General features: G+C 69.3%; 19 protein-coding genes and 2 tRNA genes. 6 read left to right on the top strand and 15 right to left on the bottom strand.

What is annotated here, in order from left to right; translation table 11 throughout:
• The 3 genes from betA to betI form a co-directional block, all read right to left on the bottom strand.
• Positions 1-1,653 carry a choline dehydrogenase gene (gene betA, locus E3U25_RS04420; protein WP_116221702.1) on the bottom strand — a complete coding sequence of 551 codons (1,653 nt, stop codon included), beginning with the start codon at positions 1,651-1,653 and terminating at the stop codon, positions 1-3.
• An 81-nt stretch (positions 1,654-1,734) separates the two neighbouring features.
• Positions 1,735-3,180, bottom strand: coding sequence for a betaine-aldehyde dehydrogenase (betB, locus tag E3U25_RS04415; RefSeq protein ID WP_116221093.1), 1,446 nt, complete (start codon positions 3,178-3,180; stop codon positions 1,735-1,737).
• Positions 3,177-3,746, bottom strand: a complete 570-nt coding sequence (gene betI, locus E3U25_RS04410) for a transcriptional regulator BetI (protein WP_116221094.1) — start codon at positions 3,744-3,746, stop codon at positions 3,177-3,179. Before betI ends, betB begins: the two co-directional genes overlap by 4 nt.
• A gap of 130 nt (positions 3,747-3,876) precedes the next feature.
• Between betI and choX the strand changes: the two genes are divergently transcribed.
• The 3 genes from choX to choV all read left to right on the top strand — a co-directional run bounded on the left by choX (position 3,877) and on the right by choV (position 6,898).
• A complete protein-coding gene (gene choX / locus E3U25_RS04405; RefSeq protein ID WP_116221095.1) occupies positions 3,877-4,830 on the top strand; it encodes a choline ABC transporter substrate-binding protein in 954 nt (317 codons plus the stop codon).
• 159 nt (positions 4,831-4,989) lie between these two features.
• A complete protein-coding gene (gene choW, locus E3U25_RS04400) occupies positions 4,990-5,841 on the top strand; it encodes a choline ABC transporter permease subunit (RefSeq protein WP_116221096.1) in 852 nt (283 codons plus the stop codon).
• Positions 5,834-6,898, top strand: a complete 1,065-nt coding sequence (gene choV, locus E3U25_RS04395; RefSeq protein ID WP_036749460.1) for a choline ABC transporter ATP-binding protein — start codon at positions 5,834-5,836, stop codon at positions 6,896-6,898. The genes choW and choV overlap by 8 nt, the downstream gene beginning before the upstream one ends.
• Here choV and E3U25_RS04390 read toward each other — a convergent pair.
• Complete coding sequence (locus E3U25_RS04390; protein ID WP_244294958.1) at positions 6,895-7,812, bottom strand: DMT family transporter; 918 nt, start codon at positions 7,810-7,812, stop codon at positions 6,895-6,897. The two genes, choV and E3U25_RS04390, sit on opposite strands and share 4 nt — an antisense overlap.
• Before the next feature lie 39 nt (positions 7,813-7,851).
• The gene (locus E3U25_RS04385) at positions 7,852-8,451 is read right to left on the bottom strand and encodes a LysE/ArgO family amino acid transporter (protein ID WP_114536122.1); all 600 of its coding nucleotides are present in this window, start codon (positions 8,449-8,451) and stop codon (positions 7,852-7,854) included.
• A gap of 83 nt (positions 8,452-8,534) precedes the next feature.
• Between E3U25_RS04385 and E3U25_RS04380 the strand changes: the two genes are divergently transcribed.
• Positions 8,535-9,401 (top strand): LysR family transcriptional regulator ArgP, encoded by an 867-nt coding sequence (locus tag E3U25_RS04380; protein WP_072460782.1) that lies wholly within the window; start codon positions 8,535-8,537, stop codon positions 9,399-9,401.
• A 39-nt stretch (positions 9,402-9,440) separates the two neighbouring features.
• Here the strand turns inward: E3U25_RS04380 and E3U25_RS04375 are convergent, their stop codons facing one another.
• The 9 genes from E3U25_RS04375 to E3U25_RS04335 form a co-directional block, all read right to left on the bottom strand.
• Positions 9,441-10,181, bottom strand: a complete 741-nt coding sequence (locus E3U25_RS04375; protein WP_036749451.1) for a YebC/PmpR family DNA-binding transcriptional regulator — start codon at positions 10,179-10,181, stop codon at positions 9,441-9,443.
• Positions 10,182-10,246: 65 nt separating this feature from the next.
• A complete protein-coding gene (locus tag E3U25_RS04370; RefSeq protein ID WP_116221098.1) occupies positions 10,247-10,495 on the bottom strand; it encodes a ribbon-helix-helix domain-containing protein in 249 nt (82 codons plus the stop codon).
• Positions 10,488-10,694 (bottom strand): DUF4169 family protein, encoded by a 207-nt coding sequence (locus E3U25_RS04365; RefSeq protein ID WP_072460783.1) that lies wholly within the window; start codon positions 10,692-10,694, stop codon positions 10,488-10,490. Before E3U25_RS04365 ends, E3U25_RS04370 begins: the two co-directional genes overlap by 8 nt.
• A gap of 2 nt (positions 10,695-10,696) precedes the next feature.
• On the bottom strand, positions 10,697-12,094 hold the full coding sequence (fumC, locus tag E3U25_RS04360) for a class II fumarate hydratase (RefSeq protein WP_116221099.1): 1,398 nt from the start codon (positions 12,092-12,094) through the stop codon (positions 10,697-10,699).
• 92 nt (positions 12,095-12,186) lie between these two features.
• Positions 12,187-12,651: an SspB family protein gene (locus tag E3U25_RS04355; protein WP_084196773.1), complete on the bottom strand. Its 465-nt coding sequence runs from the start codon at positions 12,649-12,651 to the stop codon at positions 12,187-12,189.
• Positions 12,652-12,818: 167 nt separating this feature from the next.
• Positions 12,819-12,895, bottom strand: a tRNA-Asp gene (locus E3U25_RS04350).
• A gap of 28 nt (positions 12,896-12,923) precedes the next feature.
• Positions 12,924-13,000: transfer RNA gene (locus E3U25_RS04345), tRNA-Asp, on the bottom strand.
• Between the two features lie 142 nt (positions 13,001-13,142).
• Positions 13,143-13,964 (bottom strand): PRC-barrel domain-containing protein, encoded by an 822-nt coding sequence (locus E3U25_RS04340; RefSeq protein WP_072460786.1) that lies wholly within the window; start codon positions 13,962-13,964, stop codon positions 13,143-13,145.
• Positions 13,965-14,119: 155 nt separating this feature from the next.
• A complete protein-coding gene (locus tag E3U25_RS04335; protein ID WP_116221100.1) occupies positions 14,120-15,223 on the bottom strand; it encodes an anhydro-N-acetylmuramic acid kinase in 1,104 nt (367 codons plus the stop codon).
• Positions 15,224-15,281: 58 nt separating this feature from the next.
• Between E3U25_RS04335 and tyrS the strand changes: the two genes are divergently transcribed.
• Entirely contained in the window at positions 15,282-16,526 is a 1,245-nt protein-coding gene (gene tyrS, locus E3U25_RS04330; RefSeq protein WP_116221703.1) for a tyrosine--tRNA ligase, read from the top strand.
• Positions 16,527-16,656: 130 nt separating this feature from the next.
• Positions 16,657-17,121, top strand: a complete 465-nt coding sequence (locus E3U25_RS04325; RefSeq protein ID WP_116221101.1) for a DUF4177 domain-containing protein — start codon at positions 16,657-16,659, stop codon at positions 17,119-17,121.
• Between the two features lie 70 nt (positions 17,122-17,191).
• Here the strand turns inward: E3U25_RS04325 and E3U25_RS04320 are convergent, their stop codons facing one another.
• Positions 17,192-17,407 carry a SlyX family protein gene (locus E3U25_RS04320; protein WP_072460790.1) on the bottom strand — a complete coding sequence of 72 codons (216 nt, stop codon included), beginning with the start codon at positions 17,405-17,407 and terminating at the stop codon, positions 17,192-17,194.
• Between the last annotated feature and the right edge of the window lie 23 nt (positions 17,408-17,430).

Below are 17,430 nucleotides of genomic sequence, written 5' to 3'. Positions count from 1 at the left end.
CTAGGCGGAACGCTGGGCGATCTGCCAATCCGGCGCCATTTCCGGCCCCAGGTTCAGCGGCGCCAGCATGCCCGCGCCCAGGATGTGATCGGCGGCCTTCTCCCCGGTCATGATCGAGGGCGCATTCAGGTTGCCGTTGGTGATGCGCGGAAAGACCGAGCTGTCGGCGACGCGCAGCCCCTCGACCCCGATCACCCGCAGCTCCGGGTCGACCACCGCCAAGGGGTCGTCGGCCGCGCCCATCCGCGCCGTGCCGCAGGGGTGGAATGCCGACTCGGCATGGTCGCGGATGAAGGCGTCGATCTGGTCGTCGCTCACCACGCCCTCGCCGGGCTGGATCTCGTGGCCCTTGTAGGCGGCGAAGGCGGGCTGGGCAAAGATCTCGCGCGTCAGCCGCACGCAGGCGCGGAACTCGGCCCAGTCGTCGGGATGCGACATGTAGTTGAAGCGGATCTCGGGCGCCTGCTTGGGATCGGCGGATTTCAGCCGCACCGTGCCGCGCGACTTCGACCGCATCGGCCCGACATGGACCTGGAAGCCGTGCCCCTCGGCCGCCGCCCGGCCGTCGTAGCGCACGGCCAAGGGCAGGAAGTGATACTGGATATCCGGGTATTCCACCCCGGCGGCCGAACGGATGAAGCCGCAGCTCTCGAACTGGTTCGAGGCCCCGAGGCCCGTCCCCGTCGCCAGCCATTGCGCCCCGATCGAGCCCTTCCCCCACAGGTTCCAGTGCTTGTAGAGCGTGACCGGCTGGGTCGCGGTATATTGCATGTAGACCTCCAGGTGGTCCTGGAGATTCGCGCCCACGCCCGGCCGGTCCGCCAGGATCTCGATGCCATGCGCGCGCAGATGCTCGGCAGGGCCGATGCCCGACAGCATCAGAAGCTTCGGCGTATTGATCGAACTGGCCGAAAGAATCACCTCCTGCCGCGCGCGGAACACGGTGATGCCGCGGGTGTTGCCGACCTCGACGCCCACGGCGCGGCCGTCCTCGAAGACCACCCGCCGCGCCAGCCCGCGCCGCAGCCGCAGCAGCCCGGTCTCCTGCGCCGGGCGCAGATAGGCATTGGCGGCCGACCAGCGCCGCCCCTCCCAGATCGTCGCCTCCATGGCGCCGAAGCCTTCCTGGCGGGCGCCGTTGTAATCCTCGGTCGTCGGATAGCCGGCCTCGCGCCCGGCGCGGATGAAGGCGTCGAACAGCGGGTTCTTGCGCGAACCGCGCGTCACATGCAGCGGCCCCTCGCTGCCGCGATAGTCGCTGACCGCGCCATGCGAGGTCTCCATGCGCTTGAAATAGGGCAGCACGTCGGCATAGGCCCAGCCCGCCGCCCCGCTCTCGGCCCAGAAGTCGAAATCCCTGGCATGGCCGCGCACGAAGACCATGCCGTTGATCGAACTCGACCCCCCGACCACCTTGCCGCGCGGCGTGACCAGCCGCCGCCCGCCCAGATGCGGCTCGGGCTCGGATGAAAACCCCCAGTCATAACGGCGCATGTTCATCGGATAGCTCAGCGCCGCCGGCATCTGGATGAAGGGCCCGACATCGCTGCCGCCATATTCGACGATGTCCACGCGCTTGCCGGCCATCACCAGCCGGTAAGCCAGCGCGCAGCCGGCAGAGCCGGCGCCGACGATCACATAATCCGGGATCACGCCTGCCTCCCCTGCATCGCCCTGGCGGGCTTCTTCGTTGTCCAAATACCCATGCCGACCGTGCCGCCGGCGCGGCGCCGATCAATAGGGCGCATCGACGCCTCCCATGCCGACATAGACCGATTTCAGCTGCGAATAATGCTCGATGGCCGCGGCCGAGTTCTCGCGCCCGATCCCCGACAGCTTGACGCCGCCAAAGGGCGCCTCGACCGGGGTCAGGTTATAGGCATTGATCCAGGTGGTCCCGGCCTGCAAGGCCGCCGCGACCCGGTGGCCACGCGCCAGGTCGCGGGTGAACACCCCGGCCGCCAGTCCATAGGGCGAGGCATTGGCGCGGGCGACGGCCTCCTCCTCGGTCGCGAAACCCAGCACCGACATGACCGGGCCGAAGATCTCCTCGCGCACGATCCACATGTCATCCGAGGCATCGGCAAAGACGGTCGGCGGCACGAAGGCGCCCTCGCCCGGCCCGCCGCAGACCAGCCGCGCGCCCTCGTCGCATCCGCGTTGGATGGCAGCGCGGATCTTCGCCGCCTGGCCTGGGCTGACGATGGGGCCGTGCTGGGTCGCCTCGTCCAGCGGATCGCCGATCTTGATGTTCGCCACCCGCTCGGCCAGCCGGTCCAGGAAGGCGGGCAGGATGCCCTGCTGCACGAAGACCCGCGTCCCGTTCGAGCAGATTTGGCCCGAGGAATAGAAATTCGCCAGCATCGCCGCGCCGACCGCATCCTCCAGCGAGGCGTCGTCGAAGACGACCAGCGGCGACTTGCCGCCCAGTTCCATCGTCACATGCCGCATGCCCTCGGCCGCCGCGGCATAGACCCTTTGCCCGGTCGCGACCGAGCCGGTCAGCGACACCTTGGCCACGCGCGGATCCGTCACCAGCGCCGCACCGACCGCGCCGCGGCCCTGCACCACGTTGAAGATGCCGGCCGGCAAACCGGCCTCGGCCAGGATCTCGGCCAGCTTCAGGGCGCCCAGCGGGGTTTCCTCGCTGGGCTTGAAGACCATGGCATTGCCCATGGCCAAGGCAGGCGCCGCCTTCCAGCAGGCGATCTGGCTGGGATAGTTCCAGGCGCCGATGCCGGCGCAGACCCCCAGCGGTTCGCGAATCGTATAGACGAAATCGCCGCCCAGCGGGATCATCTGCCCGGTGACGGTCGGCGCCAGCCCGCCGAAATATTCCAGCGCATCGGCGCCCGAGGGCCAGTCGGCCACCCGCGTCTCCTGGATCGGCTTGCCGGTGTCCAGCGTCTCCAGCCGCGCCAGTTCCTCGCCCCGTTCGCGGATGATCTGCGCCGCCCGGACCAGCACCCGGCCGCGCTCGACCGGGCGCAGCGCCGCCCAGGCCGGCTGCGCGGCGGCAGCGGCGGCGGTCGCCTGCGCTACCTGCGCCGGGGACGCCTCGCGCAGCCGCGCGATCACCGCGCCGTCATAGGGGTAATGCACCGGCAGCGCCGCGCCCTCGCCCTCGACATGGGCGCCGTCGATGTAAAGGCTTGCCGGCGGTTGCGCGTCATGGCTCATGGCAGCACCTTTTCCAGATAGTCCAGCGTGGTTCGTTCGGCAGCGGCGGCATCGGCCTCGTTGGACAGCGCCGCGCGCAGGTAAAGCCCGTCGATCAGCGCCCCCAGCGTGCGGGCGATGGGCTCGGCCCCCGCCCCGGCCAACGGGCGCAAGGCCGTCAGCAGATTCGAGGCGAGCCGGCGGTGATAGACCCGCAACAGCCGCGCCGCCTCGGGCTCGACCAGCGCCAGCGCATAGAAGTTCAGCCAGGCGGCGATAGTATCGTGTTCGAAATTGGCGCCGTCGAAACTGGCGGCGATGATGGCGCGCAGCCGCTCCTGCGGCGTTTCGGCGCCGCGCAGCGCAGCGCGGGTCGAGTCGCCGTATTGCGCCAGGATATGCCGCATCGCCGCCAGGAAGATCCGCTCCTTCGAGCCGAAATAGTGATGCGCAAGCGCCGAGGACATGCCCGCCGCGCGCGCGATCTGCGCCACGGTGACGTCCAGCGAGCCCGCCCGGCCCACCGTGGCAATCGCGGCGTTGATCAGCGCCGCTTTTCGGATAGGTTCAGCGCCAAGCTTGGGCATGACAGGACACCATGGTGCAATTCCGTTGGAAAATTCGTGCAAGAGACCCGTATCTGGCAGATCATTGATTGACTCGTCAATCAATGAAAGCCTTAATCACATCACCCGTCAACGAACCTAGGAGATAAAGATGACATTTCGCCGCACTTCCGCAGCTCTTGCCGCCGGGCTGGTCGCCTCGCTCGCCACGGCCGGCATCGCTGCGGCGCAAGAGCCGATGGAGTGCCGCAAGGTCGTCTTCTCGGACGTGGGCTGGTCCGACATCAGCGCCACCACCGCGCTGGCCTCGACCGTGCTGGGGGCGCTGGGGTATCAGACCGAAACCAAGATCCTGTCGGTGCCCGTGACCTATACGGCGCTGTCCACCGACGACGTGGACGTGTTCCTGGGCAACTGGATGCCGACGATGGAGGCCGACATCGCCCCCTATCGCGAGGCGGGCACCGTGGACATCCTGCGCACCAACCTGACCGGGGCGAAATACACGCTGGCGACGAACAAGGCCGGGGCCGAGCTGGGCATCGCCGATTTCGCCGGGATCGCCGCGCACAAGGACGCGCTGGAGGGCAAGATCTACGGCATCGAGCCGGGCAACGACGGCAACCGCCTGCTGCTGGAGATGGTGGCCGGGAACAAGTTCGACCTGGGCACCTTCGAGGTCGTCGAAAGCAGCGAACAGGGGATGCTGGCGCAGGTCGCGCGCGCCGAGGCCGCCGGCAAGCCGGTCGTCTTCCTGGGCTGGGAGCCGCATCCGATGAACAGCCAGTTCCAGATGACCTACCTGGCCGGCGGGGACGAGGTCTTCGGCCCCGATTTCGGCGGCGCGCGCGTCGATACCAATACCCGCGCCGGCTATGCCGAGACCTGCCCGAACGTCGGCAAGTTCCTGCAGAACCTGGAATTCACCCTGCCCATGGAGAACGAGGTCATGGGCCTGATCCTGAACGACGGCATGCAGCCGGCCGAGGCGGCGCTGAAATGGCTCCGCGCCAACCCGGAAGCGGCGCAGCCCTGGATCGCGGGCGTCACCGCCGCCGACGGCGGCGATGCGCAGGCGGCGCTGGACAAGGTGCTTTCCGAATAAGGGCCGGGCAGGCGGGGGCGCCGCCGCCTGCTCCGCCTTGCTCATGGGACGGTTTTCTCTACCCTGGCCGGGATGGCGCGTCCGGGCCGTGCCGCCGCGACCCTGCGGCGCAACCCCCTGGAGCCCCGACGATCCCGCACGGCAGAAAGAAAGGGACGCATGGACCAACTGACCGCATTCCTGACCGAGACCAAGATCCCGGTGGGCCGGACCGCCAAGGCGATCTTCGACTGGCTCAACGCCCATGCCGCCGTGGTCTTCAATGCCGTCTCGCGGCTGATGGAGGGGCTGATCGGCGGCATCCTGAGGATGCTGGAATTCCCGCATCCGCTGGTCTTCACCCTGCTGGCCGTGGCCCTGACCTGGGCCTTGCAGCGCAGCTGGAAGACCTGCCTGCTGGTCGCCCTGGGCTTCCTGTTCATCCTCAACCAGGGCTATTGGAAAGAGACGATGCAGTCGCTGACCCTGGTGCTTGCCGCCTGCGTCGTCTGCATGGCGATCGGCGTGCCCATGGGCATCGCCGCCGCGCACCGGCCGCGGCTTTACGCCTGGATGCGGCCGGTGCTGGACCTGATGCAGACGCTGCCGACCTTCGTCTACCTGATCCCGGCCATCGTCTTCTTCGGCATCGGCATGGTGCCCGGCCTGATCGCCACGGTGATCTTCGTGCTGCCGGCGCCGATCCGGCTGACGCATCTGGGCATCTCCTCGACGCCCAGGGCGCTGGTCGAGGCCGCCACCGCCTTCGGCGCCACCCCGCGCCAGCTGCTATGGAAGGTCGAGCTGCCAAGCGCCACGCCGCAAATCATGGCCGGGCTGAACCAGACCATCATGCTGTCGCTGTCCATGGTCGTCATCGCAGCGCTGGTCGGCGCCTCGGGGCTGGGCGTGCCGGTGGTCCGGGCGCTGAACAGCGTGAACACGGCGCTGGGTTTCGAAAGCGGCTTCATCATCGTGGTGGTCGCGATCATGCTGGACCGGATGCTGCGGGTAAGGGGGCGCCATGACTGAGGCCAGGCAAGCCGCGCATAACGCGGTCGAGTTCGACAATGTGAACATCGTCTTCGGCGACGCGCCCCAGGCCGCGCTGCCGCTGATGGACCAGGGCCTGGACCGCGGCCCGATCAAGGCCGAGACCGGGCAGGTGCTGGGCGTCCACAACTGCTCGCTGACCGTGCGCGAGGGCGAGATCCTGGTGCTGATGGGCCTTTCCGGCTCGGGCAAGTCCACGCTCTTGCGGGCGGTGAACGGGCTCAACCCGGTCTGCCGCGGCGAGGTGCGGGTCTGGGACGGCGACCGCATGGCCTCGGTGACCAAGGCCTCGGGCGCCGAGCTGCGCCGGCTGCGCCGCGAATGCATCGCCATGGTCTTCCAGCAATTCGGCCTGCTGCCCTGGCGCTCGGTGCGCGAGAACGTCGGGCTGGGGCTGGAGCTGGCCGGCATCCCCGCCGCCGAACGCCGCCGCCGCGTCGATGCGCAGCTGGCCACCGTCGGCCTGGCCGACTGGGCCGAGCGCAAGGTGGGCGACCTGTCGGGCGGCATGCAGCAGCGCGTGGGCCTGGCGCGCGCCTTCGCCACCGAGGCGCCGATCCTGTTGATGGACGAGCCCTTCTCGGCGCTGGACCCGCTGATCCGCAACCGGCTGCAGGACGAATTGCTGGAATTGCAGAAGCGGTTCCGCCGCACCATCGTCTTCGTCAGCCACGACCTCGACGAGGCGTTCCGCATCGGCAACCGCATCGCGCTGATGGAGGGCGGCCGCATCGTCCAGGTCGGCACCGCGCGCGAGATCATCGCCCATCCGGCGAACGCCTATGTCGAGGATTTCGTCGCCCACATGAACCCCTTGGCGGTGCTGAGGGCCGAGGACATGGCCGAGCCGGGCGAGGCCACCGGCACCCCCATCGACCGCCAGACCCCGGTGCGCCAGGTCATCCAGGCCATGACCGAGACCGGCGCCGAGATGCTGCCCTTGCAGGGCGGCGGCCGGGTGACGCGGCAGGGTATCATGTCGCGCCTGGTGGTGCAGCGCGGCCAGGCCGGCGGCGCGCTGGAACACCCGGCCTAGCTTTCCCGCGTCGCCTCGGCCGGCGGGGTGATCGTGGGGCGCCGCAGCCGCGCCTCGCGCCAGGTGATATAGCTGATGGCGCCGATCATGATCGCGCCGCCGACCAGCACCCACAGGTCGACCGGCTCGGCAAAGGCCAGCGCGCCCAGAAGGCTGGCCCAGATCAGCTGCAGCAGGGTGACGGGCTGCGTCACCGTCAGGGGCGCGGCGGCAAAGGCCCGCGTCATCGCGTAATGCCCGGCGGTGGCGAAAAAGGCGGTGCAGGCCAGCACCGCGCATTGCACCAGCGTCGGCGGCACCCAGACCAGCGCCGCAACCGGCGCCAGGCCGATGCAGACCGTCAGCGACATCATCGCCACCACGACCGAGGCCGGCACCAGTTCCGACAGCCGCTTCGCCACCAGGTAGGAGCCGCCAAAGATCACCGCGGCGCCCAGCTGCGCCAGGTGGCCGGGCTCCAGCGCGCGGATGCCGGGCCGCAGCACGATCATCGCCCCCGCCAGCGCCACGGCGATGGCCAGCCCGCGCCGCCACGAGATCCGCTCGCCCATCAGCAGCGCCGCGCCCAGCGTGACCACGACCGGGTTGAGAAAGCCGATGGCGGTGACCTCGGCCACGGTGATGCGGGCCATGGCATAGAACCACAGGATCACCGCCAGCACATGCAGCCCGCCGCGCAGCGCGAAAAGCGCCCAGATGCGCGGGGCGAAGCCCTGCCGCAGCGCCGGCGCCAGCGCCGGGACCAGGAACAGCAGCCCGAAGGCGAAGCGGATGAAGGCGCCCTCGGCCGCGGGCAGCGCCTGCCCCAGCCAGCGCACCGTGCCGTTGACCGCGACGAAGCACAGACCCGCCACCAGCATCCACAGGATGCCCGGCAGGTCGTTGCGCGCAAGGGAATGGGTTGTCCTGCTCATCCCCACAGCCATGCCCTGCCGGCACGGCCGGCGCAAGGCTCAGCCGCCCAGCAGCAGGCCCAGGGCGATCGACCACATCACCAGCCCGACCAGCCCGTCCAGCACCCGCCAGGCCGCCGGCCGCGCGAACAGCGGCGACAGCCAGCGCGCGCCGTAACCCAGCGCAAAGAAGAACAGCACCGAGCCCGAGACCGCGCCGGCGACGAAGCCCGGCTTGTTCTCCCACCCCGCCGAGACCGAGCCGATCAGCACCACCGTATCCAGCCAGACATGCGGGTTGAGCCAGGTCAGCCCCGCCAGCACCAGAAGCGTGGCGCCCAGCCCCGCGGCAGGGCCCTGCCCGGCCCGCAGCGCCTCGCCGCCGCGCCAGGCGGCGCGAAAGGCGCGCGCGCCATAGGCCAGCAGGAAGGCCGCCCCGCCCCAGCGCATCGCCGCCAGGAACCAGGGCGCCTGCGCGGCGATGGCGCCCGCGCCCAGCACCCCGGCGGTGATCAGCACCGCATCCGAGACCGCGCAAAAGGCGCAGGTGGCCAGCACGTGCCGGCGCATCAGCCCCTGCTTCAGCACGAAGGCATTCTGCGCCCCGATGGCGACGATCAGCGACAGGGCGGTGCCAAGACCGGCGAAATAGGCATGCATGCGGCTCTCCTTCGCCCGCCGTCTTGCCCTGGCCCGTCACTTCAGGCAAATTCAAAATCGTTACGCTGGTTAAGGTTGCCTTAATGCTCGACTATGCCGCCCTGGCCGTGCTGGCCGAGATCATCCGCCGCGGCAGCTTCGAGGCGGCGGCGGCAGCGCTCGGCGTCACCCCCTCGGCAGTGTCGCAGCGCATCAAGGGGCTGGAAGAGCGGCTGGGCCAGGTGCTGGTCCATCGCGGCCCGCCGGCCCGCGGCACCGAAACCGGACTGCGGCTGATGCAGCATCTCGACCAGGTGCGGCTGCTGGAAACCACGCTCGCCGCCAGCCTGCGCCCGCCCGGACCGGCGGTGCTGCGGCTCGCGGTCAATGCCGACAGCCTGGCGACCTGGTTCCTGCCGGTGATGGCGGCGCTGCCGGCGCTCTACGACCTGGTGCTGGACGACCAGGACCATGCCGGCGACTGGCTGCGCCAGGGCCAGGTCTCGGCGGCGATCAGCTCCGACCCCGACCCGGTGCCGGGCTGCGACGCGCTGCCCTTGGGCGCCATGCGCTACCTGGCGCTGGCCACCCCCGATTTCCGCGCCCGGCACTTCCCCGACGGCGTGACCGAGGCCGCGCTGCGCGCCGCCCCCGCCGTCATCTTCAACGCCAAGGACGCGCTGCAATCGCGCTGGGCGCACAGGGCCATAGGCCGGCCGCTGCACCTGGCGGGCCACCTGATCCCGGCCTCGGAACCCTTTGCCCGCGCCATCGAACTCGGTCTCGGCTGGGGCATGGTCCCCGAAGCCATGGCCGCCCCGGCGCTGCGCGACGGCCGGCTGCAACCGCTGCTCCCCGACCTGGCCCTGGACGTGGCGCTCTACTGGCATGTGCAGCGCGCCATGGCGCCCGCCCTCGCCCCGCTGACCGCCGCCATAAGGAAAAGGGCCGCAGCAGAACTGCGACCCTGATTTCTCTGTTCCCCCAATACCCCCGCCGGAGGCGGAAATTCAAAGCTGCGCCGCCACATCCTCGGGAATGTCGAAATTCCCGGTGACGTTCTGCACGTCGTCGTCCTCTTCCAGCGCGTCGATCAGCTTCATCAGCTTCTGCGCCGTCTCCAGGTCGATCTCGGTCGGCGCCTGCGGCTTCCAGATCAGCTTGGCATGCTCGGATTCGCCCAGGGAAGCCTCCAGCGCATTCGAGACCTCGGCCAGGTCGGTGTCCGAGGTATAGATCCAGTGCCCGTCCTCGTCGCTTTCGACATCCTCGGCCCCGGCCTCGATCGCGGCCAGCATCACCGTGTCGGCATCGCCCGCGCCGGCCGGATACAGGATCTCGCCCTTGCGGTCGAACATGAAGCTGACCGAGCCGGTCTGGCCCAGGTCGCCGCCATATTTGGTGAAATAGCTGCGCACGTTCGACGCGGTGCGGTTGCGGTTGTCGGTCATCGCCTCGACGATGATGGCGATGCCGTTGGGGCCATAGCCCTCGTAGCGGATCTCGTCATAGCTCTCGGCATCGCCGCCCTGCGACTTCTTGATGGCGCGGTCGATCACGTCCTTCGGCATCGAGTTCGACTTGGCTTCCTTCACCGCAAGGCGCAGCCGCGGGTTCTTGTCGGGGTCAGGGTCGCCCATCTTGGCGGCGACGGTGATTTCTTTGGCCAGTTTCGAAAACAGCTTCGAGCGCAGCTTGTCCTGCTTGCCCTTGCGATGCTGGATATTGGCCCATTTGGAATGGCCTGCCATGGTATTTCCCGGAAATTTGGATATGTGCTGCGGCTTTTAGTCAGCCAGGGCGCAGGCCGCAAGCATTACGCCCGATTCTTGACGATCTCGGCCAGCACGTAAAGCCGCAGGGCGGTGGCCAGCCCCACCTCGGGCGGGCGGGCGGCGTCGATCTGGGCGATCAGCGCTGCGGTGGTGCGGCCGCCGACGCGGGCCATGCCGCGCAGCTCGCGCCAGAAGGCATCCTCCAGGCTGACCGAGGTGCGATGCCCGCCGATGGTGATCGAGCGCTTCACCGGCGCGGACATCGGCGGCAGCGGCGGCAGGTCACTCATCGCCTTGCTCCGGCCCCTTGCGATGCTGGTCCAGGTGCCGGGCGGCGCGCGCGGCGGCGTCCTGCTCGGCCAGCTTCTGGACCTTGCTGCGGCCGAATTTCGCCGCATTCTCGTCGCCCTGCCTGCGGGCGGAATCGCGGGCGGCGGATTTGCGCGCCGCCCGCAGGTTCACGACCTTGCCTGAACCGGACCCGGCCAAGATCAGTCTTCCGGGCCGATCATCTGCTCGGGCCGCACGATGCGGTCGAAGGTCTCGCCGTCGACGAAGCCGAGCGCGATGGCCTCCTCGCGCAGCGTGGTGCCGTTCTTGTGCGCGGTCTTGGCCACCTTGGTCGCATTGTCATAGCCGATGGTCGGCGCCAGGGCCGTCACCAGCATCAGCGATTCCTTCATCAGCTTCTCGATGCGGGGGATGTTCGCCTCGGTGCCCACGACCATGTTGTCGGTGAACGAACCCGCCGCATCGCCCAGAAGCTGCATGGATTGCAGCACGTTGTAGCTCATCATCGGGTTGTAGACGTTCAGCTCGAAATGGCCCTGCGAGCCGGCGAAGCCGATGGCGGCGTCATTGCCCATGACATGGGCGCAGACCATGGTCAGCGCCTCGGCCTGGGTCGGGTTGACCTTGCCGGGCATGATCGACGAGCCCGGCTCGTTCTCGGGCAGGATCAGCTCGCCCAGGCCCGAGCGCGGGCCCGAGCCCAGCAGCCGCATGTCGTTGGCGATCTTGAACAGAGAGGCGGCCACGGTCTTCAGCGCGCCCGAGAAGAACACCATCGCGTCATGCGCGGCCAGCGCCTCGAACTTGTTCGGCGCGGTGACAAAGGGCAGGCCGGTGATCTCGGCGATCTTGGCGGCGATGGCCGTGTCCCAGCCCTTTTTCGTGTTCAGCCCGGTGCCGACGGCGGTGCCGCCCTGCGCCAGCTCGTAGATGTCGCCCAGGGCCAGCTTCACCCGCTCGATGCCCTTCTGGACCTGATGCGCATAGCCGCCGAATTCCTGGCCCAGGGTCAGGGGCGTCGCATCCTGGGTATGGGTGCGGCCGATCTTGATGATGTCCTTGAATTCCTCGGACTTCGCGACCAGCGCCTTGTGCAGCTTTTCCAGCCCCGGCAGCAGCACGTCGCGCGCCTGCATGGCGATGGCGACATGCATGGCGGTCGGGAAGGTGTCGTTCGACGACTGGCCCATGTTCACGTGGTCGTTCGGATGGACCGGCTTCTTCGAGCCCATCTCGCCGCCCAGGATCTCGATGGCGCGGTTCGAGATCACCTCGTTGGCGTTCATGTTCGACTGCGTGCCCGAGCCGGTCTGCCAGACCACCAGCGGGAAGTTGTCGTCGAACTTGCCCGCCACCACTTCCGCGGCCGCCTGCACCATGGCCTTGCCGATGGCCGGGTCCAGCTTGCCGCTGGCCATGTTCACCTCGGCCGCGGCCTGCTTGATCGCACCCAGCGCGCGGATGATCGGCACCGGCTGGCGTTCCCAGCCGATCGGGAAGTTCTGGATCGAGCGCTGGGTCTGGGCGCCCCAATACTTGTCGGCGGGCACCTCCAGCGGGCCGAAGCTGTCGGTCTCGGTGCGGGTGGTCTTGGTCATGGCATGCTCCCTCACGGTGTTGCGGGGGTTCTAGGCCCGATGGCGCGGATTGGCAATCGGCATGCCGTGGTATGCCATGCGCTAACAGCGCCTCACTTGCGCCATTTGTCCAGGCTGACCACCTCGGCGCCGCCCTTCGCGCCCTCCTCGCCCGGCGCCTCGGCCACGGGCGGTTCTTCCTCTTCGGGCTCGTCCTCTTCCTCTTCGTGGTTCTCGAAACGCAGGCCGAACTCGACCGAAGGGTCCACGAAGGTGCGCAGCGCGTCGAAGGGGATATAGAGCGGCTCGGGCGAATTGCCGAAATTCAGCGTGATGTGAAAGCCCTCGGGCGTGACCGAGAGATCCTCGAACCAATGCTGGATGACGATGGTCATCTCGTCGGGATAGCGCTCGCGCAGCCAGTCGGCCATCTGCACCTGCGAATCGCGGGTGTCGAAGGTGATGAAGAAATGATGCTCGCCCGGCAGCCCCTCGGTGGCCACCGTTTGCAGCACATCCGCGATCAGCCGCTGCATGGCCCGGTGCATCATTCCGCCGTAATCTATTCCGCGTGCCATGGCGTCCTCCGTCGTGATTGGGGGCCAGCATAGGGAATTGAGGCGGCTTGAAAAGCCCCTTGCGCCGCTGCCGGGCGCGACCGCCGGCCGGCTTCTTCGTTCCCCAAATACCCGAAAAACCGCGCCGGAAGCGCGGCCGCAAAGCCATGGAGGATGAAGGGGAAAGATGGCGCGGTTGACGGGGCTCGAACCCGCGACCCCCGGCGTGACAGGCCGGTACTCTAACCAACTGAGCTACAACCGCGCATCTTTTCGGCGATATATGGTGGTGGTGGCGCGGTTGACGGGGCTCGAACCCGCGACCCCCGGCGTGACAGGCCGGTACTCTAACCAACTGAGCTACAACCGCGCAGACCACTTCCCCCGGATCGCCGTCCGGGGTGCGAGGGGGTTTACGCATGGCGGCGGATGCCGTCAAGGCCGATCTTGTGCAAAAAATGCAAGGGCGCCCCGAAAGGCGCCCCGCTTTGGTCCGAAAACGGCCGCAAGCCTTATTTCCGCACGGTCTTCTCGTCGAAATCCGGCAGGGCCTCCAGTTCGGCCTTGGTGTAGTTGGTGGCGAAGAAGGTGTCGTTGCCGATGGTCACCAGGTGGATCGCATCCACGCCCAGCAGCACCTTCTTGGCGCCGATGCCCAGGAAGCCGCCGATATCGGCGACATAGCCGACGACCTGGGCCGAATCATCCAGCACGATGTCGTTCACCTTGGCGATGTCCTGCCATTCGGCCGGTCGCTCCTCGAGCGCGGGCTCGGTCCATTCGGTGGTCGAGGGCTGGTTGGTGGTCCAGATGCGGCGGCTGGTCAGCCAGCTCGACAGCACGCCCGGCTCGGCCTCCGAGATCGCCGGCGGGTTGACGTCGGGCGGCGTCACCGGCGCCTCGGCCGAGGCATCCGCGGCGGCATCGGCCGCGTCGCCCGCGGCATCGGCGGCTTCCTCGGCGGCGCCGGCGGCATCGGTCGCGGCATCCTCGGCCGCTTCGGGCACGGCGTCGCCCGCAGGCGCGCCGGGGGCGGCGCCCATGCCGGCGGCGGCGCCGGTCGCATCATTGGCGGCATCGCTGGCCGCATCGGCGGCCTCGGCGGCGTCCTGGGCGGCCTCGGCCGCGGCGTCGCCGGTTTCCTCGGCCGCCTGGTCGGCAGCCTGTTCCGCCTGATCGGCGGCCTGCTCGGCCTGGTCGGCCGCCTGCTCGGTCGCGGTCGCGGCGTCTTCGACCTGCTCGGCGGGCATCTCGGCCGGCGGCGTGGTCTCGGTCTGCGCAAAGGCAGAACCGGCAAGGGCCAGGGTGGTGGCGGCGATGACAAGAGGTTTCATGGACGATGTCCTTTCCGGTTGTCGTTGTCACGGACGGCGGGTGCCGTCATATGCCCGTCCAACGTCACCATCCGCCGCATCGTTCCCGCGAAATGGCGCCGAAACAATCACAAGGCGGAAATCCGCCTGTGATCGCGCCCCGGCCGCAGGCCGCCTCAGCGCCGCGGCGGATGGCTGATGCGCCCGCCGCAGACCGGCCCCGGCGCCCCGGTGGTGCCCGGCCCCGAGGTCGGCAACCCGCGCAGCACCCGCACCGCCAGCCAGCCGAAGGCCTGCGCCTCGAGCATGTCGCCGTCCAGCCCCGCCTCCTCGACCGGCGCGACGCGGGCCGGCAGCCGCGTCGCCAGCGCCGCCATCATCGCGGCATTGTGTCGCCCGCCGCCGCAGACCAGGACCAGCCCCGGCGCCCGCTCCAGGGCCGCCACCCCCGCCGCCACCGCCGCGGCCGCGGCGTGGGTCAGCGTCGCCGCCGCATCGGCGTCCGAAAGCCCCGCCACCTCGGCCGCAAGCGTGGGGAAAGCGTCGCGGTCCAGCGACTTCGGCAGCGGCCGGGCGAAATGCGGATGTTCCAGGAAGCGGGCGACGACGCCCTCGTCCGGCCTGCCCTGCAAGGCGAGCCGCCCGCCCTCGTCCCGCGCCAGCCCGCGCCGGGCGCGCATCAGGTCGTTCACGGGCGCATTGGCCGGGCCGGTGTCGAAGGCGATGCAGGCCCCCGGCGCCTCGGGCGCCCCGGCGGCGGGATCGACCCAGGTCAGGTTGCCCACGCCGCCCAGGTTCAGGAAGGCCACCGGCGCGCGCGGCAAAAGCCCCCGCCCCATCGCCCATTCCGCGCAGGCCCAGTGGAAGAAGGGCGCAAGCGGCGCCCCCTCGCCGCCTTGCCGCACGTCCTCGCTGCGGAAATCCCAGACCACCGGCCGGCCCAGCTGCGCGGCCAGCGCCGCGCCCGAGCCCGCCTGATGCGTGCCGCGCCCCCCCGGATCATGCGCCAGCGTCTGGCCGTGATAGCCGACCAGTTCCGCCTCGGGGAACCCTTCGGCCAGCGCGGCATGGGCGGCGACCGACAGCGCGGCGGCATCCGCCACGTCCGGCCCGCCCGGCCATTGCCCCAGCGCCGCGTGCAGCAGGCCGGATTCGTTGCCGGAATAGGCGCGATAGGCGCTGCGGCCGAAACCGGCGATCCGCGTCCCGTCGGTCTCGATCATCGCCGCGTCCACCCCGTCCAGCGAGGTGCCCGACATCATCCCCAGCGCTTGGATCATCCTGCTTTCCCTTCGGCCCTTCCCCCGGTATATCCGCGCCAGTCGAAAGGAAAAGCCCATGACCTACCGTGCCAAATCCGATTTCCTGAACGTGATGATCGAGCGTGGCTACCTGGCGGACTGCACCGACATGCAGGCGCTGGACGAGGCCCTGATCGAAGGCCCGGTGACGGCATATATCGGCTATGACGCGACGGCGGCCAGCCTGCATGTCGGGCACCTTCTGAACATCATGATGCTGCGCTGGTTCCAGAAGACCGGCAACCGCCCGATCACGCTGATGGGCGGCGGCACCACCAAGGTCGGCGATCCCAGCTTCCGCAGCGAGGAACGCCCGCTGCTGACCCCGGACGCGATCCAGTCCAACATCGACGGCATGCAGCAGGTCTTCGCCCGCTACCTCGACTATGGCGACGGCCATGCGATGATGCTCAACAATGCCGAATGGCTGGACAGCCTGAACTACCTCGACTTCCTGCGCGACATCGGCCGGCATTTCAGCGTCAACCGCATGCTCAGCTTCGAATCGGTCAAGTCGCGGCTCGACCGCGAGCAATCGCTGAGCTTCCTCGAATTCAACTACATGATCCTGCAGGCCTATGACTTCCTCGAGCTTTACCGGCGCTACGGCTGCCGGCTGCAGATGGGCGGCTCGGACCAATGGGGCAATATCGTCAACGGCATCGACCTGACCCGCCGGGTGCTGGATGCCGATATCTGGGGCCTGACCTCGCCCTTGCTGACCACCTCGGACGGGCGCAAGATGGGCAAGTCGGCCGGCGGCGCGGTCTGGCTCAACGGCGCCATGCTGTCGCCCTACGAATTCTGGCAGTTCTGGCGCAACACCACCGACGCCGATGTCGGCCGGTTCCTGAAACTCTACACCGAGCTGCCGGTCGAGGAATGCGACCGCCTCGGCGCGCTTTCGGGCTCCGAGATCAACGCGGCCAAGATCATCCTGGCCAATGAGGTGACGACGCTGCTGCACGGCGCCGAGGCGGCGGCCTCGGCCGAGGCGACCGCGCGCGAGGTCTTCGAGCAGGGCGGCGCCGGCGGCGATCTCGAGGTGGTGACGGTCAGCGCCGACGCGCTGGCCTCGGGCCTGACCGTGGTGCAGCTGCTGGCGCAGACCGGCATCACCGCCTCGGGCAAGGAGGCCAAGCGCCTGATCGCCGAAGGGGGGCTGCGGCTCAACAACGAAGCCGTCAGCGACCCGCAGCTGGCGGTCGACGCGGCGCTGATCGGCGACGGGCTGAAGGTCTCGGTCGGCAAGAAAAAGCACCGCATGGTGCAGCTGGGATAGGCGCAAGCCGGGCCGGGCCGGGCCGGGCCCCTCCCCGGCCCGCCCCTCACGGCCGCGTGCAACGCGCGGCCCGGCGCTTCCCTTGCCTGCGCATCTCGCCTAACCTGCGGCGCAAAGGAAAGGCCCATGCATGAGCAGCTATGAATACACCGTCATCCCCGCCCCCGCGCGCGGCGAAAAGACCAGGGGCGCGCGCAGCGGCATCGAGCGTTTCGCCGCCACCCTCGCCGATGTCCTGAACGAGATGGCCCGCGACGGCTGGGACTATGTCCGCGCCGAAACCCTGCCGGCCGAGGAACGCTCGGGCCTGACCAGCCGCACCACGGTCTATCACAACCTGCTGGTCTTCCGCCGCCCGCTCGCCCAGGCCGAAGAGCGGCCCACCGCCGCAACGCAGCCGCAGCCGGCCCCAGCCGAGTCCCAGCCGGAACCCGAGCCCCCCGCCCGCGGCCCGTTCAGCCAGCCGATGCGGGCGGCGCCGAAACCCGCGGCCCCGGCCGCGCCGAACCTGCGCCCGCGCATGGCGGAACCGCCGCTGACCGCACCGCAAGCCCCGGCCCCCGCGGGCCCGCGCCTGGGCCCGGCCAGCCGCTGATTTCTCTGTTCTCCAAATACTCCGGGGTGAGCCCCCGGAACGGGGGCGAGGGGCAGAGCCCCTTACCCCCTCACCAATGCGGCGGCCGCTGGTCGGCCAGGGGCACGGTCCCCGCCTCGGCCTCGCGTTCCGCCTCGCGCTCCATCAGCATGCCGACATGGCGCGCCAGCCGCCCGATCTCGCCTTCCTGCCGGGCGACGATGCCCGACAGATCCTCGACGCTGCGCGCCAGATAGGCCACGGCCTCCTCCAGCCGTTCGATCCGTTCCTGCGTCTGCTTGTCCATCCATCCTCCATCCGCTAGACCGC

It is taken from the genome of Paracoccus versutus, assembly GCF_029909795.1.
In the GTDB taxonomy this organism is placed as follows: domain Bacteria; phylum Pseudomonadota; class Alphaproteobacteria; order Rhodobacterales; family Rhodobacteraceae; genus Paracoccus; species Paracoccus versutus.
This window is presented reverse-complemented; position numbering and strand designations above follow the sequence as displayed.